Raw genomic sequence first — 19,997 nt, forward strand, 5'->3', positions numbered from 1 at the left:
CTCCGATGACCACCTGGCACGAACGCATGACCGACTGGCACAAGTCGACCTACACGCACTGGGAAGAGAACGCCTGCGTGGAGGTCGGCGGACTGCCCGGTCTGGTCGGCATCCGAGACACCAAACAGTGGGCACTGCCGGACGAGACCCGGCCGATCCTGGTGCTCCCGGCCGCGTCCTTCGCCGCCTTGCTCGATCACTTGGGTCGATGAACGACGTCGCCGAGCCGTACATGGTCCATGATCCGCGGGAGATGGCGGGCCAGCTGATCAACGGCAACTGGATCGTCGCGCGGTGGGAGCATCTCGGCGAGGACGAGGACCTGGAGCACTGGACGGCCGTGCTTCGCGAGCACTGCGAAGAACTCGGTGTCGATCCGTACGTCATCAACATCCCGCGAAAGAGCCTGACGATCGTCTTCAACGGCGCGCTCCCCGCCCCGACGTTCGAACAGCTGGAGGATTCGATCGCGGCCATCGAATACCACCGCTTCCTCGAACGCGAAATCGGGCCGAGACGACTCAACTAGCTCGAACTAGGCGACCTTGGGGGCCGCGCGCATCCCGATGTAGACGCATTCCGTGCCGCTCGAAAGCGTCGAGAACACCACGGGCATCCAGTCCTCACTGAACGACGGGCCGGCGCCTGAGGCGGCGAACACCGTCTCCGTGACGGGGACCAGGTCCATGTCCAGCGCCGGCGAGAAGTCCTTCATCCCGTCGACGAACTCGTACGTCAGTTTCCGGTCTTCGGTCACCGTGATGACCACACCTTCGCGCCGATAGACACCCGCGAACCGCGCCAGATCCACGACCGGCGGTTCGGCGGGCGGCGCGAAGGCGCCGGGAATCCGGACATCGGCGAACTCGTCGAGCAGCTCACGGAACAGGGCCGCGTAAAGCTGCCTGGCGCCGCCGCCGTTGGTCACCAGTGCGACGGCCACGCCCGCCGACGGGACCACCCGCAGATACGCGTACTGCCCGATGGCCGCGCCGTCATGGCCGAAGCCGGCCGTGCCGTCCCAGTCGTAGAGCGTCCAGCCGAGCCCCCAGCCGTCCGCACTGACCGTCCACTTGTCGGGGACATCGGTCTCGCGGCGCTGCATCGCCCCCACCGTTTCCGGCGCCAGGACACGGGTCCCGTCGGGCGCGAGACCACCGTCGAGATGCATTCGCGCGAGCCGGACGACGTCACCGGCGGAGGCGATGACCCGCGCGCCCGGTCCCGACGACCGCGGCATCAGATCCCAGGCGGGTGCGGGCTCCGGGTCCCGCCCCGGCTCGCCGAGATGACTCATCGCCGCGCGGAAACTCAGGGCTTCCTCGGGCAAGGTCATCGACTGCTTCAGCCCGAGCGGCGTGAAGATCAGCTCCTTCAACGCCTGATCCCAGGTCAACCCGGTCAGGACCTCGACGATGCGGCCGAGCACCTGGAAACCGACGCTGCTGTAGGACACCGCGGTCCCCGGTGGGCAGTCCATCGCGATGCCCTTGCTCGCCTCGACGAAGCGGGCGATGCAGTCGTCACCCCGTCCGGTGTCGAGGTGGAAGTCGCAGGTGAGGCCGCTGGTGTGGCTCAGCAACTGCCGGACGGTGATCGTTTTGGTCGCCTCGGGATCGATCGTCTCGAACTCCGGCAGCACCCCGGCGACCGGTGCGTCGAGGTCCAGTTCGCCGGTTTCGGCCAGCCGCATGACCAGGGTGGCGGTGTAGATCTTGGCGATCGAACCGAGCTGGAACACCGAATCGGTCGTCGTCTCGACACCGGTTCCGCGGTGCAGGACGCCACTCGCGAGTTCGTGGATCTCGCCGTCCACCAGGATCGCGAGGACCGCGCCCGGAACGTGATGGGCCGCGCGGAGCTCGTCCAGCCTGGCCTGCCAGCGTCCGGCGTCCCAGTTCACGGTGTTCGTCATGATCTTCCTCTCGGTCGTGCGTACGTCGCTCTCGCCTTGCGCACACTGTACGCCTAAGCGATCGGCGTGCGCAACCAGGGAAGTTCACTTGCCGGTGGCCGAGTCCCGTCATATAGTCCACGCGGAATAATCGACACGGAATCTTCCGAGAGGACCATGGATGGCCGCGAAGCTCACCCCGCTCGCCATGGCGGTGCTGGAACTCCTCCACGAGCGGCCCATGCATCCGTACGAGATGGCACAGCTGATGAAGGAGCGCTACGTCAGCACCCGTGTCAAAGTGAAGGCCGGATCGCTCTACCATGCGGTGGATCGCTTACAGCAGAACGGTTTCGTCGAGATCGTCGAGACACAACGGGACGGGAAACGCCCCGAACGCACCGTCTACGCGATGACAGACGCGGGTCGCGACGAGTTCGTCGACCGCGCGCAGGACATGCTGAGCACTCCGGCCGAGGAGTTCCCCGAGTACCTCAGCGCGCTCGCCATCATCGACGAACTGGGCCCGGAGATGTCGATCACCCAGCTCAAGCACCGGGTGCTGCGACTCCAGGCCTCCGCCGCCGCCGACAAGGTCGTGCTCCAAAGCCTGGTCGAAGAGCACGAACTCCCCGAGGTCTACTGGCTCGACTGGTCCTATGCCACCGCGCGCCGGGCCTTCGAACTCGAGTGGACCCAAAAACTGATCGACGACCTGGAATCCGGCCGCATCCGATTCCAGGACCACTGCATGCCGAACTTGAACCTGGTCACCGAGGAAGCCACCGATGAACGCAAGACAAGCTAACCCCTGGGCCGCGCTTTCCGCACTGTGCCTGGGTTTCTTCATGATCCTGCTGGACACCACGATTGTTTCGACCGCGATTCCCGCCATGCTGCGCGAACTCGACGCCGGGCTGAACGCGATCGTCTGGGTGATCAGCGTCTACCTGCTCGCCTACGCGGTGCCGATGCTGTTCGCCAGCCGACTCGGCGACCGGTTCGGCCCGAAACGGGTCTACCTGGTGGGCCTCGTGGTGTTCACGCTCGCCTCGTTGTGGTGCGGCCTTTCCGGATCGGTCGAGATGCTCATCGCGGCCCGCGCGGTGCAGGGACTCGGCGCTGCCTTGATGACGCCACAGACCTTGGCGTTCATCAGCCACCTGTTCCCGCCGTCGAAACGCGGTCCCGCCATGGGACTCTGGAGCGGTGTCGCCGGGATCGCGGCGATCGTCGGGCCACTGCTCGGCGGTGTGCTCGTCGACCACCTCGGCTGGGAATGGATCTTCTTCGTCAACCTGCCGGTCGGCGTGGTCGCGTTCGCGCTGGCACTGCTCAAGGTGCCGGACTGGCAGCCGAAACACTCGCATTCCTTCGACGTGCCAGGAATCCTGCTCTCCGGCGCGGGGTTGTTCCTCGTGGTGTACGGAGTCCAAAATGGACAGCACTACGACTGGGGACGCGCACTCGGCCCGATCACCGTATTCGAGATCATCGGCGCCGGACTCGCCCTGCTGATCGCTTTCGTGATGTGGCAACGATTCAACCGCGACGAACCATTGCTGCCGCTGAGTGTCTTCGCGAATCGCAACTTCTCGGCCGGCGCGCTGACGTCGGCCACCGTCGGCTTCGCGATGACCGGCCTGTTCCTGCCGCTGGTGATCTACTTCCAGGCCGTCCTCGGCGAATCGCCGACGATGTCCGGCCTGTTGTTCGCGCCGATGTCGTTGCTGGCCGGCCTGATCGGCCCGTTCGTGGGGCGCGCTTCGGACAAGGTCAGCGGCAAGGTCCTGCTCATCATCGGGCTGACCGCGCTCGCCACCGGGATGGCTCTCGTCGCGCTGATCGCGCGGGCCGACACGAACGCGTGGGCGCTCACCCCGGCGCTGCTGGTGGCGGGTGCCGGGATCGGGTTCATCTTCGCGCCGATGGGCAACCTGGCGATGAGTTCGGTGGAGCCGCGGCTCGTCGGGACCGCGTCGGGCATCTTCAACACCGCCCGGCAGGTCGGCGGCGTGCTCGGCAGTGCCGCCGTTGGCGTGCTGTTACAGGCACGGATCAGCGCGTCGATCGCCGACGAGGCGGCGACGGCGGCGGCGACGACCGCTTTGCCGGAGCAGTACCGCGCGCCGTTCGTGGAAGGAATCGCGAAGGCCGCGGAATCGACCGGGGAGTTCGGCTCGTCCGGACAGGCGTCCATTCCGGGGCTTCCCGCCGAGGTGGCGAAGCAGGCTCAGCGGCTCGCGCTCGAAGCCGTCCACAATGGACTGACCGATGCCGCCAGGGTGACTCTGCTGCTGCCGGCGGCCGTGCTGCTGCTGGGCGTGCTGGCGGCACTGACGATGCGGCGCCCGGTGCCGCGGATTCCCGCACCGGCCCCGGCTGCGGCGACCGCCACCACCGCCGCCTGACCCTCCTTCGCAATTAGTCGACTACTTGCGTGCCACGTGCTTTCGCAAGTAGTCGACTAATTGCGTTGCCACCGGCGCGGTGAAGGGGCCTTTCGTCGCGGATTTCGCGACGAAAGGCCCCTTCATCTCATCCGCGGGAGGGCGGAAGCTTCCTATCGGCGGTACCGCAGGCCGAAGCCGTACGGGAACAGCGCCCTCTTGCCGTCGCCGACGTTCACCGGTTCCTGAGCCGCACTGGTCAGCCAGCCGAACGTCAGTTTCCCGGTCGGGTTGTAGTCGCCGTAGAGGACATCGGCGACACCGGCGCCTTCACTGCCCGGCAGCCAGGCCGCGACGAGACCGCTGAAGCCCGTCAGTTGCGGAGCGATGTCGAGCGGACGCCCGGACACGGTCACCACGACGACCGGGACCCCGGAACTCTTCGATTTGGCGATCGCGGCGAGGTCTTCCGCGTCGAGCCCGAAGCCGTTCGGGCGGTCTCCCTGCCCTTCGGCGTACGGCGTTTCCCCTACCACTGCGACCGCGACCCGGTAGCTGCGGACGCCATCGGGGCCAGCGCCGAACCGGCAAGGAGCAGGCCTGCGAGCACAGTGGTTTGCGTCGTGCGAAGTGATCCTCTGACGCGGAGGTGAGACGGCATTGTTTCCTCTGTAGCTCGAACAATCCATATGTTGCGCGCCACAACAAACTAGCTCCAGAGGCGAGTGTCCCAGGTCACAATCGGGCGACAGGCTCCTCGGAGGTCGATCGAGTACCTTCCTGCAGGTGCGTTTCGTCCTCGCTTCCCAGTCCCCCGCCCGCCTCGGCGTCCTGCGTTCCGCCGGTTTCGACCCGAGCGTCGTCGTCTCCGGCGTCGACGAGGACGCGGTGGCCGCGTCCCTGACCGACCCGGCTCCAGTCGAGCTGGTCCGTGCGCTCGCCGTCGCGAAGGCCGAGGCGGTTTTCGAGACGCTCGTCGGATCTCACGACGGAAGCGCCGACATGGTCATCGTGGGCTGCGATTCGATGTTGTCGATCAACGGCGAAATGGTCGGGAAGCCGATCACGCCGGAGGCCGCGCGCGAGCGCTGGGCGTCGATGGCGGGCAAATCCGGTGAACTTCTGACCGGGCACGCGATCATCCGCGTCGAGAACGGCGAGAAGACGAAGGAAACGTCAGGAACCGAAGGAACCACTGTTCGCTTCGGCACACCGTCACAGGAAGAAATCGACGCCTATATCGCGTCCGGAGAACCACTTCAGGTGGCGGGCGGTTTCACGCTGGACGGCCGGGGCGGCTGGTTCATCGAGGGCATCGACGGCGACTTCTCCAGCGTCATCGGGATCAGCCTGCCGCTGACCCGGCGGCTGCTGGCCGAGGTCGGCGTGAGCGTCATCGATCTCTGGACGCGTCCCGCATCCTGAGACAGCTCCCACGCGATCGGGTGATCCGGAAGAGTCCTGCCTCGCCGAACGTTCTTCACGTTCGGCCAATCAGGAAACTTTCACGCACCGGAGTCGCCCCGTGTCTTTCATTCGGACCTACACCAGGCCAAAAGTCTTCGCGGTGGCAGTCCTCGGCTCGCTCGTCGTGGGTGCCCTCCTCGGCGTCCTCGCCAGGAGCACCGAAGCGAGCTGGCTGACCGAACTGCTTGCCCAGATCGGCACGATCTTCACGACACTGCTGCAGATCGCGGTGATCCCGCTGGTCTTCACGGCGATCGTGGTCGGCATCAGCAGCCTGCGCAACCTCGGCGGTGGCAAGAAGGCCGCCCGGCTGGGTGGCAAGACCGTCCTGTGGTTCGCGATCACCTCGTTCATCGCGTCCTTGATCGGCATCGCCGTCGCGAAGCTGTTCAACCCGGGCAGCGGCGGTCTCGGCGAAGGCGTCGCCGCGACCGCGAAGAACACGGACAAGGCCGCCAAGGCCACTTGGGGATCGTGGAGCGACTTCATCAACGGGTTGCTGCCGAAGAACTTCTTCACCGCCTTCACCGAGGGCGAGACGCTTCAGGTGCTGTTCCTCGCCGTTCTGATCGGTGCGGCCGCCTACAGCCTCGGCGACAAGGCGAAGCCGTTCGTCGACTTCACGACCAGCGTTTTCGAGATCATCCAGCGCTACCTCGGCTGGATCGTGCGCCTGGCCCCGATCGGCATCATCGGCCTGATCGGCAAGGCCGTGTCGACCTACGGTGACTCGCTGTTCAAGCCGCTGCTCACCGCCACTCTCGCGGTGTACGTCGGCTGCTTCCTGGTGCTTCTGGTGGTGTACCCGATCCTGCTGCAGTTCGTGGCGAAGGTCAGCCCGCTGCAGTTCTTCTCCAAGGCCGGCACGGCGATCCAGTTCGCGTTCGCGTCGTCGTCCTCGGGCGCCACGCTGCCGCTGACCCGCCAGGCCGCGGTGAACCTGGGTGTCCAGCCCGGGTACGCCGGCTTCGCGACTCCGCTGGCGAGCGCCACGAAGATGGACGGCTGCGCGGCGGTGTTCCCCGCGATCGGCGCGATCTTCATCGCGAACCTGTCCGGCGTTTCGCTGAACTTCTGGCAGTACCTCGGAATTGTCGCGGCCGCGGTGTTCGGGGCGCTGGCGACCGCGGGTGTCACCGGCTGGCTGGCCGCGCTGACCCTGACCGCGTCGGTCATCGGGCTCGACCCGGCGCAGGTCGCGCTCGGGATCGCGCTGATCTACTCGGTGAACCCGATCATGGACATGATCCGGACCGCGACCAACGTCGCGGGCCAGATCGTCGTGCCGGTCGTCGTCGCCCGCAGCGAAGGCTTGCTGGACGACGAAGTCCTCAACTCGCCGACAGACCCTTCGCCCACCGACAACGGCGAAGCGGCCACCACCTCCTTCGAAAAGGAACCCGCCGCGACTGGTGCCAAGTAGTTCTCAGTACATGAAGGTCCCCAGTCCTTGCCCCTAGCTCCAGGGTCCCGGCAAAGTCGACGTCTTGCAGGCCAGGGGGCTATTGGTCGCCGTGTGCGGTTGACGATGAAGGAATTGGGACGTTGAGTGTCCCAATTCCTTCATTGACGCGGGTCACTAGCGGTATTGAGTCCGGATTACCAACGGCCGCGCTGACCAGCGGCACTTCAGCCTGGTTACTTAGCCATGCTCAGCAAGCGATAGCAAAGGTCCCTTGCTACCGCCTCAGGGACAGGTCCGCAGGTCGGCGCGGGTCAGCCGGACATCCGGCCAGCCTCTCAGTTCCGAGGGCGCGGTGTACCGGCGCGTGCAGCCCACCGAGCCGCTGGCGACGTCGTAGACCTCCGCGAGCACCGGCGCCGCCTGGCACCGGGCCGATCCGGACTGCGCGTCGGGGCACTCGTGCCGGACGACGATGACGTCCGCGATCCCGTCGGCGGTCACGTCGTTCAGGGCGATCGTCCCGGCGTCGGAGAAGTACGGCTTCCCGGGGTCCCGCCAGATCCCGCCGCGTGAGACGAACAACTCAGCCGCCGAGCCGTCGGCGGTCTTACCGCGCACCAGGCAGACCGGCGTGGCGCCGTCGACACAGCGCAAAGAATCGCCCGTGAGGGTGACCCCCATGTCGTTGATGATCAACGGGAACACCGAGTCCGCCCCGATCCGGACCACGCCCTGCTTCCCCGTTTCGTCGGCCAGCAGGACGATGGGCACCCCTCCGACGGTCATCGCGCCGACCTCCCGGCAGGCCGAGTAGCCGCAGCTGGCCCCCGGCGCGGTCGGGACGCCATCAGGCAGCGGAGGCACCCCGGCCTCACCGTCGGGCACCGGATCGGGCTGGCGAAGCAGGATCACGGCCACGATGACCCCCGCCGTCACCACGACGGCCAGCATCGCGGTGACCAGCACGGATCGCGGCGTCCGCACTTCCTGAGTCCGCATATCCGAGAGCGTAAGTGATCTAGCGGAGAGTGCACGTCTATGTTGTTCCGGTGACGAACCCCGGATTGCCCAACGCCCTGTTCCTCCCCGCGGCGAAAAGGCCGAAGGACTTCACGAGTGCGGAGATCGAGCTTCGCGAGACCAAGGACGGCCGGATGGCGTTGATCGCCTTCAGCACGGTGCGGCGCCTGGTCGAATGTTGCGGCCCGCACCAGCCGTGGGCGCTGGTCAAGGCCGAGCACCTCGGCCGGGTCTACCAGGCCCAGCCGTACGACCTGATCGTGCTCGATTCCGACCTTCCGGAAGAACTGCGGCACCGCGACGCGCTGGTGTAAGCCGTTCCAAGAGAACTGAGACACGGGGAGGTACTGATATAAACAATGTCACCGGGTGGCCTTGCTCTCACTCAACCAGAGCCGGAACTTCCGTAAACTGCTGCGGAGCCGCATCGGGGCGGCCCGACGTGCGAACGCAGGAGGTACGGCGTGACCGAGCAGGCCGGCACAGGTGGTCCGGTGACCAAGATCCTGATCGCGAACCGCGGCGAAATCGCGGTACGGGTGATCAGGGCGGCGAAGGACGCCGGGCTGACCAGCGTGGCCGTCTACGCCGATCCGGATCGTGACGCACCCCACGTCCGTCTCGCCGACGAAGCCTTCGCTCTCGGCGGCACCACCGCGGCGGAGAGCTATCTCGTCTTCGACAAGCTCCTCGACGCCGCCAAGCGGTCGGGCGCGGACTCGGTCCACCCCGGCTACGGGTTCCTCTCCGAGAACGCGGACTTCGCGCAGGCCGTGATCGACGCCGGGCTGACCTGGATCGGGCCGAGCCCGCAGGCCATCCGCGACCTCGGTGACAAGGTCACCGCGCGCCATATCGCGCTGCGGGCCGGCGCCCCCCTCGTGCCCGGTACGAAGGATCCCGCCAAGAACGCCGACGAGATCGTCGCTTTCGCCGACGAGCACGGCCTGCCGGTCGCGATCAAGGCGGCGTTCGGCGGTGGCGGCCGCGGTCTCAAGGTCGCCCGCACCCGCGAGGAGATCCCGGAGCTGTTCGAGTCCGCGACCCGTGAGGCGATCTCCGCCTTCGGCCGCGGCGAATGCTTCGTCGAGCGTTACCTGGACAAGCCGCGCCACGTCGAGGCGCAGGTGCTCGCCGACCAGCACGGCAACGCCATCGTCGTCGGCACCCGCGACTGTTCGTTGCAGCGCCGCCACCAAAAACTGGTCGAGGAGGCGCCCGCGCCGTACCTGACCGATGAGCAGCGCAAGCGCATCCACGAATCCGCGAAGGCGATCTGCAAGGAGGCCGGCTACTACGGCGCAGGGACCGTCGAGTACCTCGTCGCCGTCGACGGCACGATCTCGTTCCTCGAGGTCAACACGCGGCTGCAGGTCGAGCACCCGGTATCCGAGGAGACCACGGGCCTCGACCTCGTACGCGAGATGTTCCGCATCGCGCGCGGCGAGAAACTGCGCATCACCGAGGACCCGGAACCGCGCGGGCACTCGATCGAATTCCGCATCAACGGTGAGGACGCGGGCCGCGGCTTCCTGCCGGCGCCCGGCACCGTGACGAAGTTCGTCGCGCCGAGCGGCCCCGGCGTCCGCGTCGACTCGGGGGTCGAGTCCGGCAGCGTCATCGGCGGCCAGTTCGACTCGATGCTCGCGAAGCTGATCGTCACCGGCTCGGACCGGCAGAACGCGCTCGAGCGCAGCCGCCGGGCGCTGGCCGAAATGGTCGCCGACGGTATGGCGACGGTTTTGCCGTTCCACCGCGTGATCGTGGACGACCCGGCCTTCATCGGTGACGAGAACGGCTTCAGCGTGCACACCCGCTGGATCGAGACCGAGTTCGAGAACAAGATCGAGCCGTTCGTCGCCCCGGAAGCCGCCGAGGCCGAAGAAGAGCAGCCCCGCCAGAACGTCGTCGTCGAGGTCGGCGGCCGTCGTCTCGAGGTGTCGCTTCCCGGCGGGTTCTCGCTCGACGCCGGTGGCGGTGGCACGGCCGTCAAGGCCAAGCCGCGCAAGCGCGCGGGCGGCACCAAGGCCGCGGTGAGCGGCGACGCGGTCACCGCGCCGATGCAGGGCACCATCGTCAAGGTCGCCGTCGAAGAGGGCCAGCAGGTCGAAGCGGGCGAACTGGTCGTCGTGCTCGAGGCGATGAAGATGGAGAACCCGGTCACCGCGCACAAAGCGGGCACCGTGACCGGCCTCTCGATCGAGGTCGGCGCCGCGGTGACGCAGGGAACCCAGCTGTTCGAGCTGAAAGACTGACGAATGTCGTGGTAGACGGCGCCTTGCTCGGCCTACCATCGAAAGGGTGAGCGAAGCGCCGTCTCCGCAGCTGCGGATCAGTGACCAGGATCGAGAGTCCGCGCTGACCGCGCTCGGCGAGCACCTGAGCGTGGGCCGGATCGACATCGACGAGTTCGGCGAGCGGTCCGCTCAGGTCACTGCCGCCAAGACACGTGGAGAGCTGTCCGCGTTCTTCCTCGATCTGCCCGAACCGCACCCCGTCTTCGACGCACCTAAGACGGCCGTGAGCGAACCGGAGAAACCGGCGTCGCCGTCGGCGGGCATCTCCCCGATGCAACGGGTCATGGGCGCGCTCCTGCCGATCCTCTTCATCGCCTCCATCGCACTCATCGTCACCACCAGCGTCACCTGGTGGTTCATCCTCGTCCCGATCGGGATCAGCGCCGTCGGCGAAGGCATCTGGGGCAAGGGCTGGGACAACGCCCACAAGAAGCTCGGGAAGCAGCGCCGCCGGGAACTGGACGGCTGATCCGCCCGTAGACTCGGGACGTGAGCGCCGAGAGACCGGACATGCGGCTGAGCGACGCCGAACGCCAAGACGCGCTCGACGCGCTGGAAGAGCATGTCCGCACCGGCAGACTCGACCTCGACGAGTTCGGCACGCGCTCGGCCAAGGTCAGCGCCGCGAGGATGGCTAGCGATCTCGAACCCCTGTTCACGGACCTGCCCTCGCCCCGGCCGAGCGCGCTACTGCCCCTGCCCCCGATGCCCGGCGTCGCGCGGGCGAGCGCGAAGAACGAGGCCCAGCCGTCGAAATGGCTGACCGCCAGCGCCGTGCCGATCGCCGCCGCGGTCGCGATCGCGTTGTTCTTCTTCACCCGAGGGACGTTCCTGGTGTTCCTGCTGCCGTTGGCGGTCGCGCTGATCATGAGCCGCCGTCACTGAAGATCCGGTTACCCTCGAAGGGTGGAACCGGTGGAGATCAACGCGGGCGAGTACTACCTGCGGCAGCTGCGGGCGGACAAGGCCCTCGACGACCGTCCGGCGCTGGTCGCGGCCTTCGCCGATCCGACACACCGCAAGTACGTCCTGAACTACCGCTTGCGAGACCTCGACGAGGCGACCGAGTACGTCGCGCTGCGCGCCGCCCAGTGGGCCGGTGACGAACGTTGTTCCTGGGCCGTGGCCGCGCCGACGACCGGGGATCTGCTGGGCGAGGTCGGCCTGCGGGATCTCGATTTCGACCTCGGCTACGCGGAGGCGTCGGTCTGGGTGCGCGCGGCGTCGCGGGGCGAAGGTGTCGCGAGCACCGCGCTCAACGCGGCCCTGCGGTTCGGTTTCGGCGGACTCGGCCTGCGTGAGGTCAGCTACCGCTACGAAGAGACCAACGAGGTTTCGGCCTCGGTCGCCCGCAAATGCGGATTCACCCTGATCGGGCCCGAACTGGACCCGGCCCCGACCGGGGAACGCCTCATCCGCTGGCGCCGCACCGCCTGACTCCCCCCGCGTTTCGTCCTCTAGTTGCGGTAGTTCGCACTACGTACTACCGCAACTAGAGGACTACTTGCGGTGGTCAGAAGGGGTAGGTGGGGGGTGCGGCGCGGACGGTGACCCAGCGGGTTTCGGTGAAGGCCTCGACGTTCGCCGCCGCCCCACCGAAACGGCTTCCGGTGCCCGAAGCAGCGACGCCGCCGAAGGGACTGTTCGCCTCGTCGCTGACGGTCTGGTCGTTGATGTGCACGATCCCGGTCGGGACGCGGTCGGCCAGGTCCAGTCCTTTGAGGACGTCACGGGTGACGATCCCCAGCGAGAGCCCGTATTCGCTCGCCGTGGCGAGCCGGACGGCCTCCTCCGCGTCGGAGAACCGCACGACCGGCGCGACCGGGCCGAAGATCTCCTCGGCGACCGCGGGCGCCGTCGGCGGCACGTCGGCGAGCACCGTCGCGGAGTAGAACAGCCGGTCGAAGTCGGCACCGGCGGCGACCCGCGCCCCCGCCGCCACGCTGGCCGTGACCAGCGCGTGGATCTTGTCCCGCTGCCCGGCGTCGATGATCGGCCCGAGCGCGACCTCGTCCCGTGCCGGGTCGCCCACCCGGATCGCGGCCGCCTTCGCCGCCAGCCGCTCGACGAAGTCGTCGTAGATCCGCTCGTGCACCAGGTGCCGCCCGGTGGTCATGCAGATCTGGCCCTGGTGGAAGAAGGAGCCGAACGCGGCGACTCCGGCGGCTTCCTCCACGTCCGCGTCGTCGAGCACGATGAGCGCGGAGTTCCCGCCCAGCTCCAGATGTGCCCGCTTCAGATGTTTTCCGGCGAGTTCGCCGACCTTGCGCCCGGCGCCGGTCGACCCGGTGAAGGAGATGACCCGGACCGCCGGATGCGTCACCAGCGTCTCGCCGACGTCCGCGCCACCCGGCAGCATCTGCAGCACTCCCGGCGGCAGCCCCGCTTCCTCGAAGATCCGCGCGAGGACCACGCCGCCGGTGACCGCGGTGCGCGGGTCCGGCTTCAGGATGACGGCGTTGCCCAACGCGAGCGCCGGGGCGACCGAACGGATGCCCAGGATGATCGGCATGTTGAACGGTGAGATCACCGCGACGACGCCCGCCGGGACACGGCGTGCCATCGAAAGACGCGGTTCTTCACTCGGCAGGAGTTCGCCGTACGGGCGGCCGGGCAGGGCCGCCGCCTCGTAGCACTCCTGTTCCGCCACGTGCAGCGAGAAGCCGGCCACCCCCGGCACCGCGCCGACCTCACGCACGTTCCACCAGCGGATCTCGTCGGCGTGCTCGGCCCACAACCGGGCAGCGGTGCGCAAGATCGCGGCACGCCGGACGTGCGGCGTCGCCGCCCAGGACCGTTGCGCCTCGGCCGCGGTTTCCGCCGCTTTCGCGGCATCCGCGGCCGAAGCGATCCCGACGCTGCCCAAGACCGCACCGGTCGCGGGCTCTGTGACGTCACGGGTGCCACCGCTACTGGGCACCCACGAGCCCCCGGCGAAGATCCGGTCCGTCCACGTCGACGAGTCGAGAAACACCACAAGTCCGCCTTCCGCCTCAGGGACGGTCGACGCTATTTCAAATTCACCCGATCAGGCAATGACCGAATCAACTCACCGGTTCGATGATGCCGGAGCGTGCTTCCGGCGCGGACGACCGCAACGCGTCGGCGGCCTCGTCGCTCGGCTGCGACTGGGACTCCCGTTCCGCGTCCACCCGCGCCTTGTAGACCTCAACCTCGCGTCGGATCTGGTCCTCGGACCAGCCGAGCACCTCGCCCACCAGGATGCCGACCTGCTCGGCGCAGTCGACGCCGCGATGCGCGTACTCGATCGAGATCCGCGTCCGGCGCGCGAGGACGTCTTCCAGGTGAAGCGCGCCTTCGTGACTGGCCGCGTAGACGACCTCGACGCCGAGGTAGTCCGGCGCGTGCTCCAGCGGCTTGAGCAGTTCCGGCCGTCCTTCGCCGAGCGCGAGGACCTCGTGCACCATCGAGCCGTACCTGTCGAGCAGATGACGGACGCGGTACGGGTGCAGCCCGTGCTCGCCGGCCAGATGGTCGGCCTGGTTCACCAGCGCGTGGTAGCCGTCGGCGCCCAGCAGCGGCACCTTGTCCGTGATGGACGGCTGCGGCCTGCCGGGCAGGTCGACGGCCGCCGCGTCGACGGCGTCGGCCGCCATCACCCGATAGGTGGTGTATTTGCCGCCCGCGATCGCGACCAGTCCCGGAGCGACCCGGGCGACCGCGTGCTCACGCGAAAGCTTCGACGTCTCTTCGCTTTCCCCGGCGAGCAAAGGCCGGAGTCCCGCGTAGACACCTTCGATGTCGTCGTGCGTCAGCGGTGTCGCGAGCACGGTGTTGACGTGCTCCAGGAGGTAGTCGATGTCGTGCTTCGTCGCGGCGGGATGCGCGAGGTCGAGGTTCCAGTCGGTGTCGGTGGTTCCCACGATCCAGTGATTGCGCCACGGGATGACGAACAGCACGGACTTCTCGGTACGCAGGATCATGCCCGCTTCCGACACGATCCTGTCGCGCGGGACGACGATGTGCACGCCCTTGCTCGCCCGTACCCGGAACCGGCCGCGGCCACCGGAAAGCCGCTGCAGTTCGTCGGTCCAGACGCCGGTGCAGTTGACCACCGCGGAAGCGTGGATCTCGGTCTCGCGGCCGTCTTCGACGTCGCGTACGCGGACGCCGGAAATACGGTCCGCCTCACGGAGGAAACCGACCACCTGGGTGGAGGTGCGCACCACGGCGCCGTAATGCGCGGCGGTGCGGGCGACAGTCATCGTGTGGCGCGCGTCGTCGGATTGCGCGTCGTAGTAACGGATCCCGCCGATCAGCGCGGACCGCTTCAGCGCCGGAACCATGCGCAGCGCGCCCGCGCGGCTCAGGTGTTTCTGGCCGGGAACCGACTGCGCGCCGCCCATCGTGTCGTACATCAGCAGGCCGGCCGCGGTGTATGGGCGCTCCCAGATCCGGTGCGTCAGCGGGTACAGGAAGCTGACCGGCTTCACCAGATGCGGCGCGATCGTCGTCAGCATCAACTCGCGTTCACGCAGGGCTTCTCGTACCAGACCGAATTCCAGCTGTTCGAGGTAACGGAGCCCGCCGTGGAAGAGCTTGCTGGAGCGGCTCGACGTCCCCGAGGCGAGGTCGCGTGCTTCGACCAGCGCGACCCGCAGTCCGCGTGTCGCGGCATCGAGCGCCGTACCGGCACCGACCACTCCGCCGCCGATCACGACGAGGTCGAATTTGTCCTCACCCAGCCGCTGCCACGACTCTTCCCGCTTGAGCGGTCCCAGCCTGGCGGGGCTGTTTTCGGCTTCGCGCTGAAAGCTTGCCACGTGACATTCCTCCTTGGTGCCGCTGTCACACCAGCATCGCACGATCGGCCGCGACCGGTCCGTTATGCGGGTGACACATGTGGCGTAACCCTCGCCGATCTTGGAAGAATTCGTGCTCGCGGCGCCTGGAAGGAACAAATACGCGACGGTAACGTGCCTCGAACGTGGGTCGGCAAGGGCGCCGTGGCACACCGTGTACGACCCTGCGCGGAATGTCCCACGCAGTATGTCCACAGTGGAGGTCGAGCGGTGAGCGCAGGAGCCATATTCGTCTGGGAACTGCTGGGAACGGCGGTCCTGATCCTGTTGGGTAACGGCGTGGTCGCCAACCACGTGTTGCGGAAGAACAACGGCCACAACGGTGGCATCGTGATGATCACCCTCGGGTGGGCGTTCGCGGTCTTCACCGGTGCGAGCCTCGCCGCGCCGAGCGGCGCGCACCTCAACCCGGCGGTGACACTGGGCCTCGCCATCGCCGACAAGACTAAGTGGGCGGACGTCCCGATCTACTTCGCCGGGCAGCTGGTCGGCGCGATCCTCGGCGCCGTGCTCTGCTGGGCCACCTACAAACTGCAGTTCGACGACCATCCGAACCGCGACGAGACGCTCGGCATCTTCTCGACCGCGCCGCAGATCCCGAACAAGGCCTGGAACCTCGTCACCGAGGTCATCGGCACCTTCGTGCTGGTCGCGTGGATCCTGCTCAGCCCGATCTACGCCAACCCGACGAGCGACAGCGGAACGCCGAATTTCGGCAACTCCGCGCTCGGCTACGCGGGTGTAGCGTTCGTCGTGCTGGTCATCGGCCAGTCCCTCGGTGGCCCGACCGGTTACGCCATCAACCCGGCCCGAGACCTCGGCCCGCGCATCGCGTACGCGTTCCTGCTGCCCATCAAGAACAAGGCCAACCCGAACTGGGGTTACTCCTGGATCCCGGTCGTCGGCCCCCTGGTCGGCGGTGCCCTGGCCGCCCTGCTTTTCCTCGCCGTCCACAACCTGACCTGAGACTGGAGCTTCGATGACTTCGTACGTAGCCGCGATCGACCAGGGCACCACGTCGACCCGCTGCATGATCTTCGACCACTCCGGCCGTGTGGTCGCCGTCGACCAGCGGGAGCACGAGCAGATCTTCCCGAAGGCGGGCTGGGTCGAGCACAACGCCGAAGAGATCTGGGAGAACACCCGCGCCGTCGCGGCGGGCGCGCTCGCCAAAGGGGACCTGGTCGCGGGCGACATCGTCGCGGTCGGCATTACCAACCAGCGCGAGACCACGCTGGTCTGGGACCGCAGCACCGGGAAGCCGGTGTACAACGCGATCGTGTGGCAGGACACCCGCACCGACAGGATCGTCAGCGACCTGGGCGCGCTCGGTGGCGGGCAGGAGCGCTACCGCGAGAAGGTGGGCCTGCCGCTGGCGACCTACTTCTCCGGCCCGAAGATCAAGTGGATCCTCGACAACGTTGACGGTGCCCGCGCCAAGGCCGAAGCGGGTGACCTGATCTTCGGCAACATGGACACCTGGGTGCTGTGGAACATGACCGGCGGGGTCGACGGCGGCGTGCACGTCACCGACCCGACCAACGCCTCGCGGACCATGCTGATGGACCTCGACACCCTGGCCTGGGACGCCGGGATCGCCGAGGAGATGACGATCCCGCTGTCGATGCTCCCGGAGATCCGGTCGTCTTCGGAGACCTACGGCAAGGTCCGGGAGAAGGGAGCGCTGGCCGGTGTCCCGATCTCGGGCATCCTCGGCGACCAGCAGGCGGCGACCTTCGGGCAGGCGTGCCTCTCGCCGGGTGAGGCCAAAAACACCTACGGCACCGGCAACTTCATGCTGCTCAACACCGGCACCGAGAAGGTCATGTCGGACAACGGGCTGCTCACCACGGTCTGCTACAAGATCGGCTCGAACGACACGGTGTACGCGCTCGAAGGTTCGATCGCGGTCACCGGATCGCTCGTGCAGTGGCTGCGGGACAACCTCGGCCTGATCGGCTCCGCGGCCGAAGTCGAGCAGCACGCCCGCAGCGTCGAGGACAACGGTGGCGCGTACTTCGTGCCGGCGTTCTCGGGCCTCTTCGCGCCGTACTGGCGCTCCGACGCCCGTGGCGCGATCGTCGGCCTCACCCGGTACGTCAACAAGGGGCACATTTCGCGGGCGGTCCTGGAGGCGACCGCGTTCCAGTCGCGCGAGGTGATCGACGCGATGAACGCCGACTCCGGTGTCCCGCTGAAGTCGCTGAAAGTCGACGGCGGCATGGTCGTCAACGAACTGCTCATGCAGTTCCAGGCCGACATCCTCGGCGTGCCCGTGATCCGCCCGGTGGTCAACGAGACCACCGCGCTCGGCGCGGCCTACGCGGCCGGTCTCGCGGTGGGCTTCTGGAAGAGCGAAGACGACATCCGCAACAACTGGGCGCAGGACAAGCAGTGGGACCCGTCGATGGACGAGGCCCGCCGCGAGTCCGAGTACCGCAACTGGAAGAAGGCCGTCACGAAGACCTTCGACTGGGTCGAGGGCGAAGACTGAGAAAGCTCGTGAAGGCCTCCTATTCTACCTTGCGAGCAGGGAAGGAGGCCTCCACGGGCTTCAGCCGAAAGCGCCGCCGCCGGTCTGCGGAGCTCCCACCGGAATCTTCGAAACCTGACGTCCGGCCGCCGGTTTCACCGACGGAACCGTCTTCGGCGGCGTCTGCTTCGGCGGTTTCGTCGTCGGAGGCGGGGTCAGGGTCGGGGTCTTGCCCGGCGCGACTTCGAGGTTGATCGTCACCGTCGCCGTCTTGCAGGTCGCCTTGACCGCGTAGAAGCCCGGCTTCGCCTTGTCGCTGATGTGCGCGACCGCGCCGAGGATCACCGGGTCCTCCGAGGTCACCTCGAATTTCCCGATCCGGTCCAGCACCATCGACGTCACCTCGACGAAGTCGGCCACCGGGCAGCCGACCGAGACCAGGACGTCCTCCCCCGCCGTCGACTTCGACGGGGAGACGCCGATGAACGGGTATTGCATGGGCGGCGGGGTGAACGTCGTCGGCGGGGGTGCCTGGACGCCGTCCTGCGCGAACGCGACGGCAGGGGCGGCCAGGGCCACCCCGCACGCCACCACCAGGGCGGACCGGTACCTGATCATGGAACTCACCTCACGAGCAGCCGAGCGAAAACGATGATGTTGTCGAGATAGTTGTGCGACGCCTTGTCGAAGACCCCGCCACAGGTGATGAGCCGCAGTTCCGGCTCGGTGGTGTCGCCGTAGACCGCGTCGGTGGGGAACTTGTCCTTCGCCACCCGCTCGACCTTCGTGACCGCGAACTCGGCCGTCGTGCCGTCCTTGCGGGCGATCGAGACCTTGTCGCCGGGCGCCAGTTCCTTCAGCCGGAAGAAGATGCCCTTCTGCTTGTTCCCGTCCACGTGGCCGAGGATCACCGAAGGCCCGACCTCCCCCGGGGTCGGCCCGTTCACGTACCAGCCCGCCTGCATCGGCTGAGTCACCGGCGGCACCTCGACGGTGTTGTCCGCGTTGAGCCCGAGCGGGACCAGGCTGGACTTCGCCTCGATCTTCGGCACGTCGATCGAGACCGGATCGGCTTTCGGCATCCCGTCGGCCGCCTCACCTTGCGGCTCGGCACTCGGCGCCATCGGTGCCGCGGCCTGCTGCGTGACCTGCGGCGAAGCGGCCTGCCCGGTCTCCCCCGGACCGGACAGGACGACCACCACCGTCGCCAAGACGGCCACCAAGACGACGACGAGTACCAGCGGTGCCCGTCGTCCTCGCCACCACGTCGACTTCATGTTCACCCCCGAGGAAGCGGTGCGAGAGCGACGGAGCCGGTCACCCCCACGCCTGCCAGACGCCAGGCGCGACCGGACGGTTGCCCGCCCAGGTCACGAAACGATCGCGATCAGTTCCGCACCGCGCGACGACGGTACGCGGACGCGCCGAACTCGTCGGCCCCGTCGCGCACCTGAAGTCGATCTTGACCTGACCACCCGCGCGGCCCTTGGCGGGCGAGACGCTCGGCTCCCCGAGGATCCCGATCGGGGACGCGTACGGGCCGAGGCCTCGGTGGGGGAAGCCGGAGAAAAGGGCGAAGAAGATAAAAGTGAATCGATAGAGGAAAGAAAGGAATCCCGCGCCCCTGTTCACCCAGTGGCGGTTCTCCGTTTCCCAATCCCCGCATGACGCCTCGACCGGGGCCGGGCTGCCTGCCTTCATCACGAAAGGTCGCGAAAGTCAGGGTGCCATACTGCCGTCACCCGCGCGGGCGGCGCCGGAAGGTACTGCGCTCACCTGCCGGGGAGGAACGGAAAACGTTGCCGTGTGGTTCTTTCCGTTGCAGTTGACGGTCAGCGGGTAGGTGCCCGGTGCTGTGCCATCCTTGAGGTCGACCTCCGCGCTGACGTTCGCGGGGACCCCGACGAGCGGGCCGTAGTCGTACTTGCCCACGCTCAGCACCGGCGAGCTGAACGTCGTCGACTTCGGCGCTTTCAGTCCATCGCCGGGGCACTGCGCCAGCGCCACATTGGACTCACCGTGCACGTACTTGTCGACGAGCCCCAGTTCGTAGGCCGTGTCGTCGTTGAGCTGCACCGTGACGCCTGGTGTATCGGGCTGGGGCTGCTGGGCGAGACCGGTCGCCGAACCCGCCAGCACCGCCGCACCGATCGCCACCACTCCGAAGAGAACCCTGCGCACCACGAAAAACCCCTAGCTGCCAACGAAACATCCGACACGCGCTAGAC

General features: G+C 67.5%; 20 protein-coding genes and 1 pseudogene. 13 read left to right on the forward strand and 8 right to left on the reverse strand.

All coding sequences use genetic code 11. The features are described from left to right. Positions 1 to 5 precede the first annotated feature (5 nt). Together ACM6LR_RS01340 and ACM6LR_RS01345 are read left to right on the forward strand one after the other, a co-directional pair. The gene (locus ACM6LR_RS01340; RefSeq protein WP_414935725.1) at positions 6 to 212 is read left to right on the forward strand and encodes a DUF397 domain-containing protein; all 207 of its coding nucleotides are present in this window, start codon (positions 6 to 8) and stop codon (positions 210 to 212) included. Continuing rightward, complete coding sequence (locus tag ACM6LR_RS01345) at positions 209 to 529, forward strand: hypothetical protein (RefSeq protein ID WP_414935726.1); 321 nt, start codon at positions 209 to 211, stop codon at positions 527 to 529. The genes ACM6LR_RS01340 and ACM6LR_RS01345 overlap by 4 nt, the downstream gene beginning before the upstream one ends. Before the next feature lie 6 nt (positions 530 to 535). Here ACM6LR_RS01345 and ACM6LR_RS01350 read toward each other — a convergent pair whose 3' ends face one another. Next, positions 536 to 1,915, reverse strand: a complete 1,380-nt coding sequence (locus ACM6LR_RS01350; protein WP_414935727.1) for a serine hydrolase domain-containing protein — start codon at positions 1,913 to 1,915, stop codon at positions 536 to 538. A gap of 160 nt (positions 1,916 to 2,075) precedes the next feature. On the opposite strand from ACM6LR_RS01350, the gene ACM6LR_RS01355 reads away from it, so the two are divergent. Together ACM6LR_RS01355 and ACM6LR_RS01360 are read left to right on the forward strand one after the other, a co-directional pair. Then, positions 2,076 to 2,702, forward strand: coding sequence for a PadR family transcriptional regulator (locus tag ACM6LR_RS01355; protein WP_414935728.1), 627 nt, complete (start codon positions 2,076 to 2,078; stop codon positions 2,700 to 2,702). Continuing rightward, on the forward strand, positions 2,683 to 4,305 hold the full coding sequence (locus ACM6LR_RS01360; RefSeq protein ID WP_414943012.1) for a DHA2 family efflux MFS transporter permease subunit: 1,623 nt from the start codon (positions 2,683 to 2,685) through the stop codon (positions 4,303 to 4,305). The genes ACM6LR_RS01355 and ACM6LR_RS01360 overlap by 20 nt, the downstream gene beginning before the upstream one ends. A 152-nt stretch (positions 4,306 to 4,457) precedes the next feature. On the opposite strand, the pseudogene ACM6LR_RS01365 reads toward ACM6LR_RS01360, so the two are convergent. Next, positions 4,458 to 4,871, reverse strand: a pseudogene (locus tag ACM6LR_RS01365) (glycoside hydrolase family 3 C-terminal domain-containing protein); the annotation flags it as partial. Positions 4,872 to 5,070: 199 nt separating this feature from the next. Between ACM6LR_RS01365 and ACM6LR_RS01370 the strand changes: the two are divergent. After that, positions 5,071 to 5,709 carry a Maf family protein gene (locus tag ACM6LR_RS01370; protein ID WP_414935730.1) on the forward strand — a complete coding sequence of 213 codons (639 nt, stop codon included), beginning with the start codon at positions 5,071 to 5,073 and terminating at the stop codon, positions 5,707 to 5,709. A gap of 100 nt (positions 5,710 to 5,809) precedes the next feature. After that, complete coding sequence (locus ACM6LR_RS01375) at positions 5,810 to 7,174, forward strand: dicarboxylate/amino acid:cation symporter (protein ID WP_414943013.1); 1,365 nt, start codon at positions 5,810 to 5,812, stop codon at positions 7,172 to 7,174. A 264-nt stretch (positions 7,175 to 7,438) separates the two neighbouring features. Here the strand turns inward: ACM6LR_RS01375 and ACM6LR_RS01380 are convergent, their stop codons facing one another. Then, the gene (locus ACM6LR_RS01380) at positions 7,439 to 8,155 is read right to left on the reverse strand and encodes a hypothetical protein (protein ID WP_414943014.1); all 717 of its coding nucleotides are present in this window, start codon (positions 8,153 to 8,155) and stop codon (positions 7,439 to 7,441) included. A gap of 50 nt (positions 8,156 to 8,205) precedes the next feature. Between ACM6LR_RS01380 and ACM6LR_RS01385 the strand changes: the two genes are divergently transcribed. The 5 genes from ACM6LR_RS01385 to ACM6LR_RS01405 all read left to right on the forward strand — a co-directional run bounded on the left by ACM6LR_RS01385 (position 8,206) and on the right by ACM6LR_RS01405 (position 11,910). Beyond that, positions 8,206 to 8,490: an SAV_915 family protein gene (locus ACM6LR_RS01385; RefSeq protein WP_414935734.1), complete on the forward strand. Its 285-nt coding sequence runs from the start codon at positions 8,206 to 8,208 to the stop codon at positions 8,488 to 8,490. A 150-nt stretch (positions 8,491 to 8,640) separates the two neighbouring features. After that, positions 8,641 to 10,431 (forward strand): acetyl/propionyl/methylcrotonyl-CoA carboxylase subunit alpha, encoded by a 1,791-nt coding sequence (locus tag ACM6LR_RS01390; protein WP_414935735.1) that lies wholly within the window; start codon positions 8,641 to 8,643, stop codon positions 10,429 to 10,431. A gap of 46 nt (positions 10,432 to 10,477) precedes the next feature. Continuing rightward, positions 10,478 to 10,942 (forward strand): DUF1707 SHOCT-like domain-containing protein, encoded by a 465-nt coding sequence (locus ACM6LR_RS01395; RefSeq protein ID WP_414943015.1) that lies wholly within the window; start codon positions 10,478 to 10,480, stop codon positions 10,940 to 10,942. Between the two features lie 41 nt (positions 10,943 to 10,983). Then, positions 10,984 to 11,358, forward strand: a complete 375-nt coding sequence (locus ACM6LR_RS01400; protein WP_414937052.1) for a DUF1707 SHOCT-like domain-containing protein — start codon at positions 10,984 to 10,986, stop codon at positions 11,356 to 11,358. A gap of 21 nt (positions 11,359 to 11,379) precedes the next feature. Then, positions 11,380 to 11,910 carry a GNAT family N-acetyltransferase gene (locus ACM6LR_RS01405; protein ID WP_414935737.1) on the forward strand — a complete coding sequence of 177 codons (531 nt, stop codon included), beginning with the start codon at positions 11,380 to 11,382 and terminating at the stop codon, positions 11,908 to 11,910. Positions 11,911 to 11,986: 76 nt separating this feature from the next. On the opposite strand, the gene ACM6LR_RS01410 is transcribed toward ACM6LR_RS01405, so the two are convergent. Together ACM6LR_RS01410 and ACM6LR_RS01415 are read right to left on the reverse strand one after the other, a co-directional pair. Continuing rightward, a complete protein-coding gene (locus tag ACM6LR_RS01410) occupies positions 11,987 to 13,450 on the reverse strand; it encodes a benzaldehyde dehydrogenase (RefSeq protein ID WP_414943016.1) in 1,464 nt (487 codons plus the stop codon). 67 nt (positions 13,451 to 13,517) lie between these two features. Next, a complete protein-coding gene (locus ACM6LR_RS01415; RefSeq protein WP_414935740.1) occupies positions 13,518 to 15,257 on the reverse strand; it encodes a glycerol-3-phosphate dehydrogenase/oxidase in 1,740 nt (579 codons plus the stop codon). Between the two features lie 249 nt (positions 15,258 to 15,506). Between ACM6LR_RS01415 and ACM6LR_RS01420 the strand changes: the two genes are divergently transcribed. Together ACM6LR_RS01420 and glpK are read left to right on the forward strand one after the other, a co-directional pair. Then, a complete protein-coding gene (locus ACM6LR_RS01420) occupies positions 15,507 to 16,262 on the forward strand; it encodes an MIP/aquaporin family protein (RefSeq protein WP_414935741.1) in 756 nt (251 codons plus the stop codon). 13 nt (positions 16,263 to 16,275) lie between these two features. Further along, on the forward strand, positions 16,276 to 17,790 hold the full coding sequence (gene glpK, locus ACM6LR_RS01425; protein ID WP_414935742.1) for a glycerol kinase GlpK: 1,515 nt from the start codon (positions 16,276 to 16,278) through the stop codon (positions 17,788 to 17,790). A gap of 60 nt (positions 17,791 to 17,850) precedes the next feature. Here glpK and ACM6LR_RS01430 read toward each other — a convergent pair whose 3' ends face one another. From ACM6LR_RS01430 to ACM6LR_RS01440, 3 genes are all read right to left on the reverse strand, one after another. Continuing rightward, positions 17,851 to 18,387, reverse strand: coding sequence for a hypothetical protein (locus tag ACM6LR_RS01430; protein WP_414943017.1), 537 nt, complete (start codon positions 18,385 to 18,387; stop codon positions 17,851 to 17,853). Between the two features lie 5 nt (positions 18,388 to 18,392). Continuing rightward, on the reverse strand, positions 18,393 to 19,046 hold the full coding sequence (locus tag ACM6LR_RS01435; protein WP_414935744.1) for a class F sortase: 654 nt from the start codon (positions 19,044 to 19,046) through the stop codon (positions 18,393 to 18,395). A gap of 442 nt (positions 19,047 to 19,488) precedes the next feature. After that, positions 19,489 to 19,953, reverse strand: a complete 465-nt coding sequence (locus ACM6LR_RS01440) for a hypothetical protein (protein ID WP_414935745.1) — start codon at positions 19,951 to 19,953, stop codon at positions 19,489 to 19,491. Positions 19,954 to 19,997: the final 44 nt, after the last annotated feature.

The organism is Amycolatopsis sp. cmx-11-32 (assembly GCF_047608695.1).
Taxonomy (GTDB): domain Bacteria; phylum Actinomycetota; class Actinomycetes; order Mycobacteriales; family Pseudonocardiaceae; genus Amycolatopsis.

Coding starts and splice junctions, on each gene's coding strand:
- ACM6LR_RS01340 (WP_414935725.1), top strand. CDS start 6: ATGACCACCTGGCACGAACGCATGACCGACTGGCACAAGTCGACCTAC.
- ACM6LR_RS01345 (WP_414935726.1), top strand. CDS start 209: ATGAACGACGTCGCCGAGCCGTACATGGTCCATGATCCGCGGGAGATG.
- ACM6LR_RS01350 (WP_414935727.1), bottom strand. CDS start 1,915: ATGACGAACACCGTGAACTGGGACGCCGGACGCTGGCAGGCCAGGCTG.
- ACM6LR_RS01355 (WP_414935728.1), top strand. CDS start 2,076: ATGGCCGCGAAGCTCACCCCGCTCGCCATGGCGGTGCTGGAACTCCTC.
- ACM6LR_RS01360 (WP_414943012.1), top strand. CDS start 2,683: ATGAACGCAAGACAAGCTAACCCCTGGGCCGCGCTTTCCGCACTGTGC.
- ACM6LR_RS01380 (WP_414943014.1), bottom strand. CDS start 8,155: ATGCGGACTCAGGAAGTGCGGACGCCGCGATCCGTGCTGGTCACCGCG.
- ACM6LR_RS01400 (WP_414937052.1), top strand. CDS start 10,984: ATGCGGCTGAGCGACGCCGAACGCCAAGACGCGCTCGACGCGCTGGAA.
- glpK (WP_414935742.1), top strand. CDS start 16,276: ATGACTTCGTACGTAGCCGCGATCGACCAGGGCACCACGTCGACCCGC.
- ACM6LR_RS01430 (WP_414943017.1), bottom strand. CDS start 18,387: ATGATCAGGTACCGGTCCGCCCTGGTGGTGGCGTGCGGGGTGGCCCTG.
- ACM6LR_RS01435 (WP_414935744.1), bottom strand. CDS start 19,046: ATGAAGTCGACGTGGTGGCGAGGACGACGGGCACCGCTGGTACTCGTC.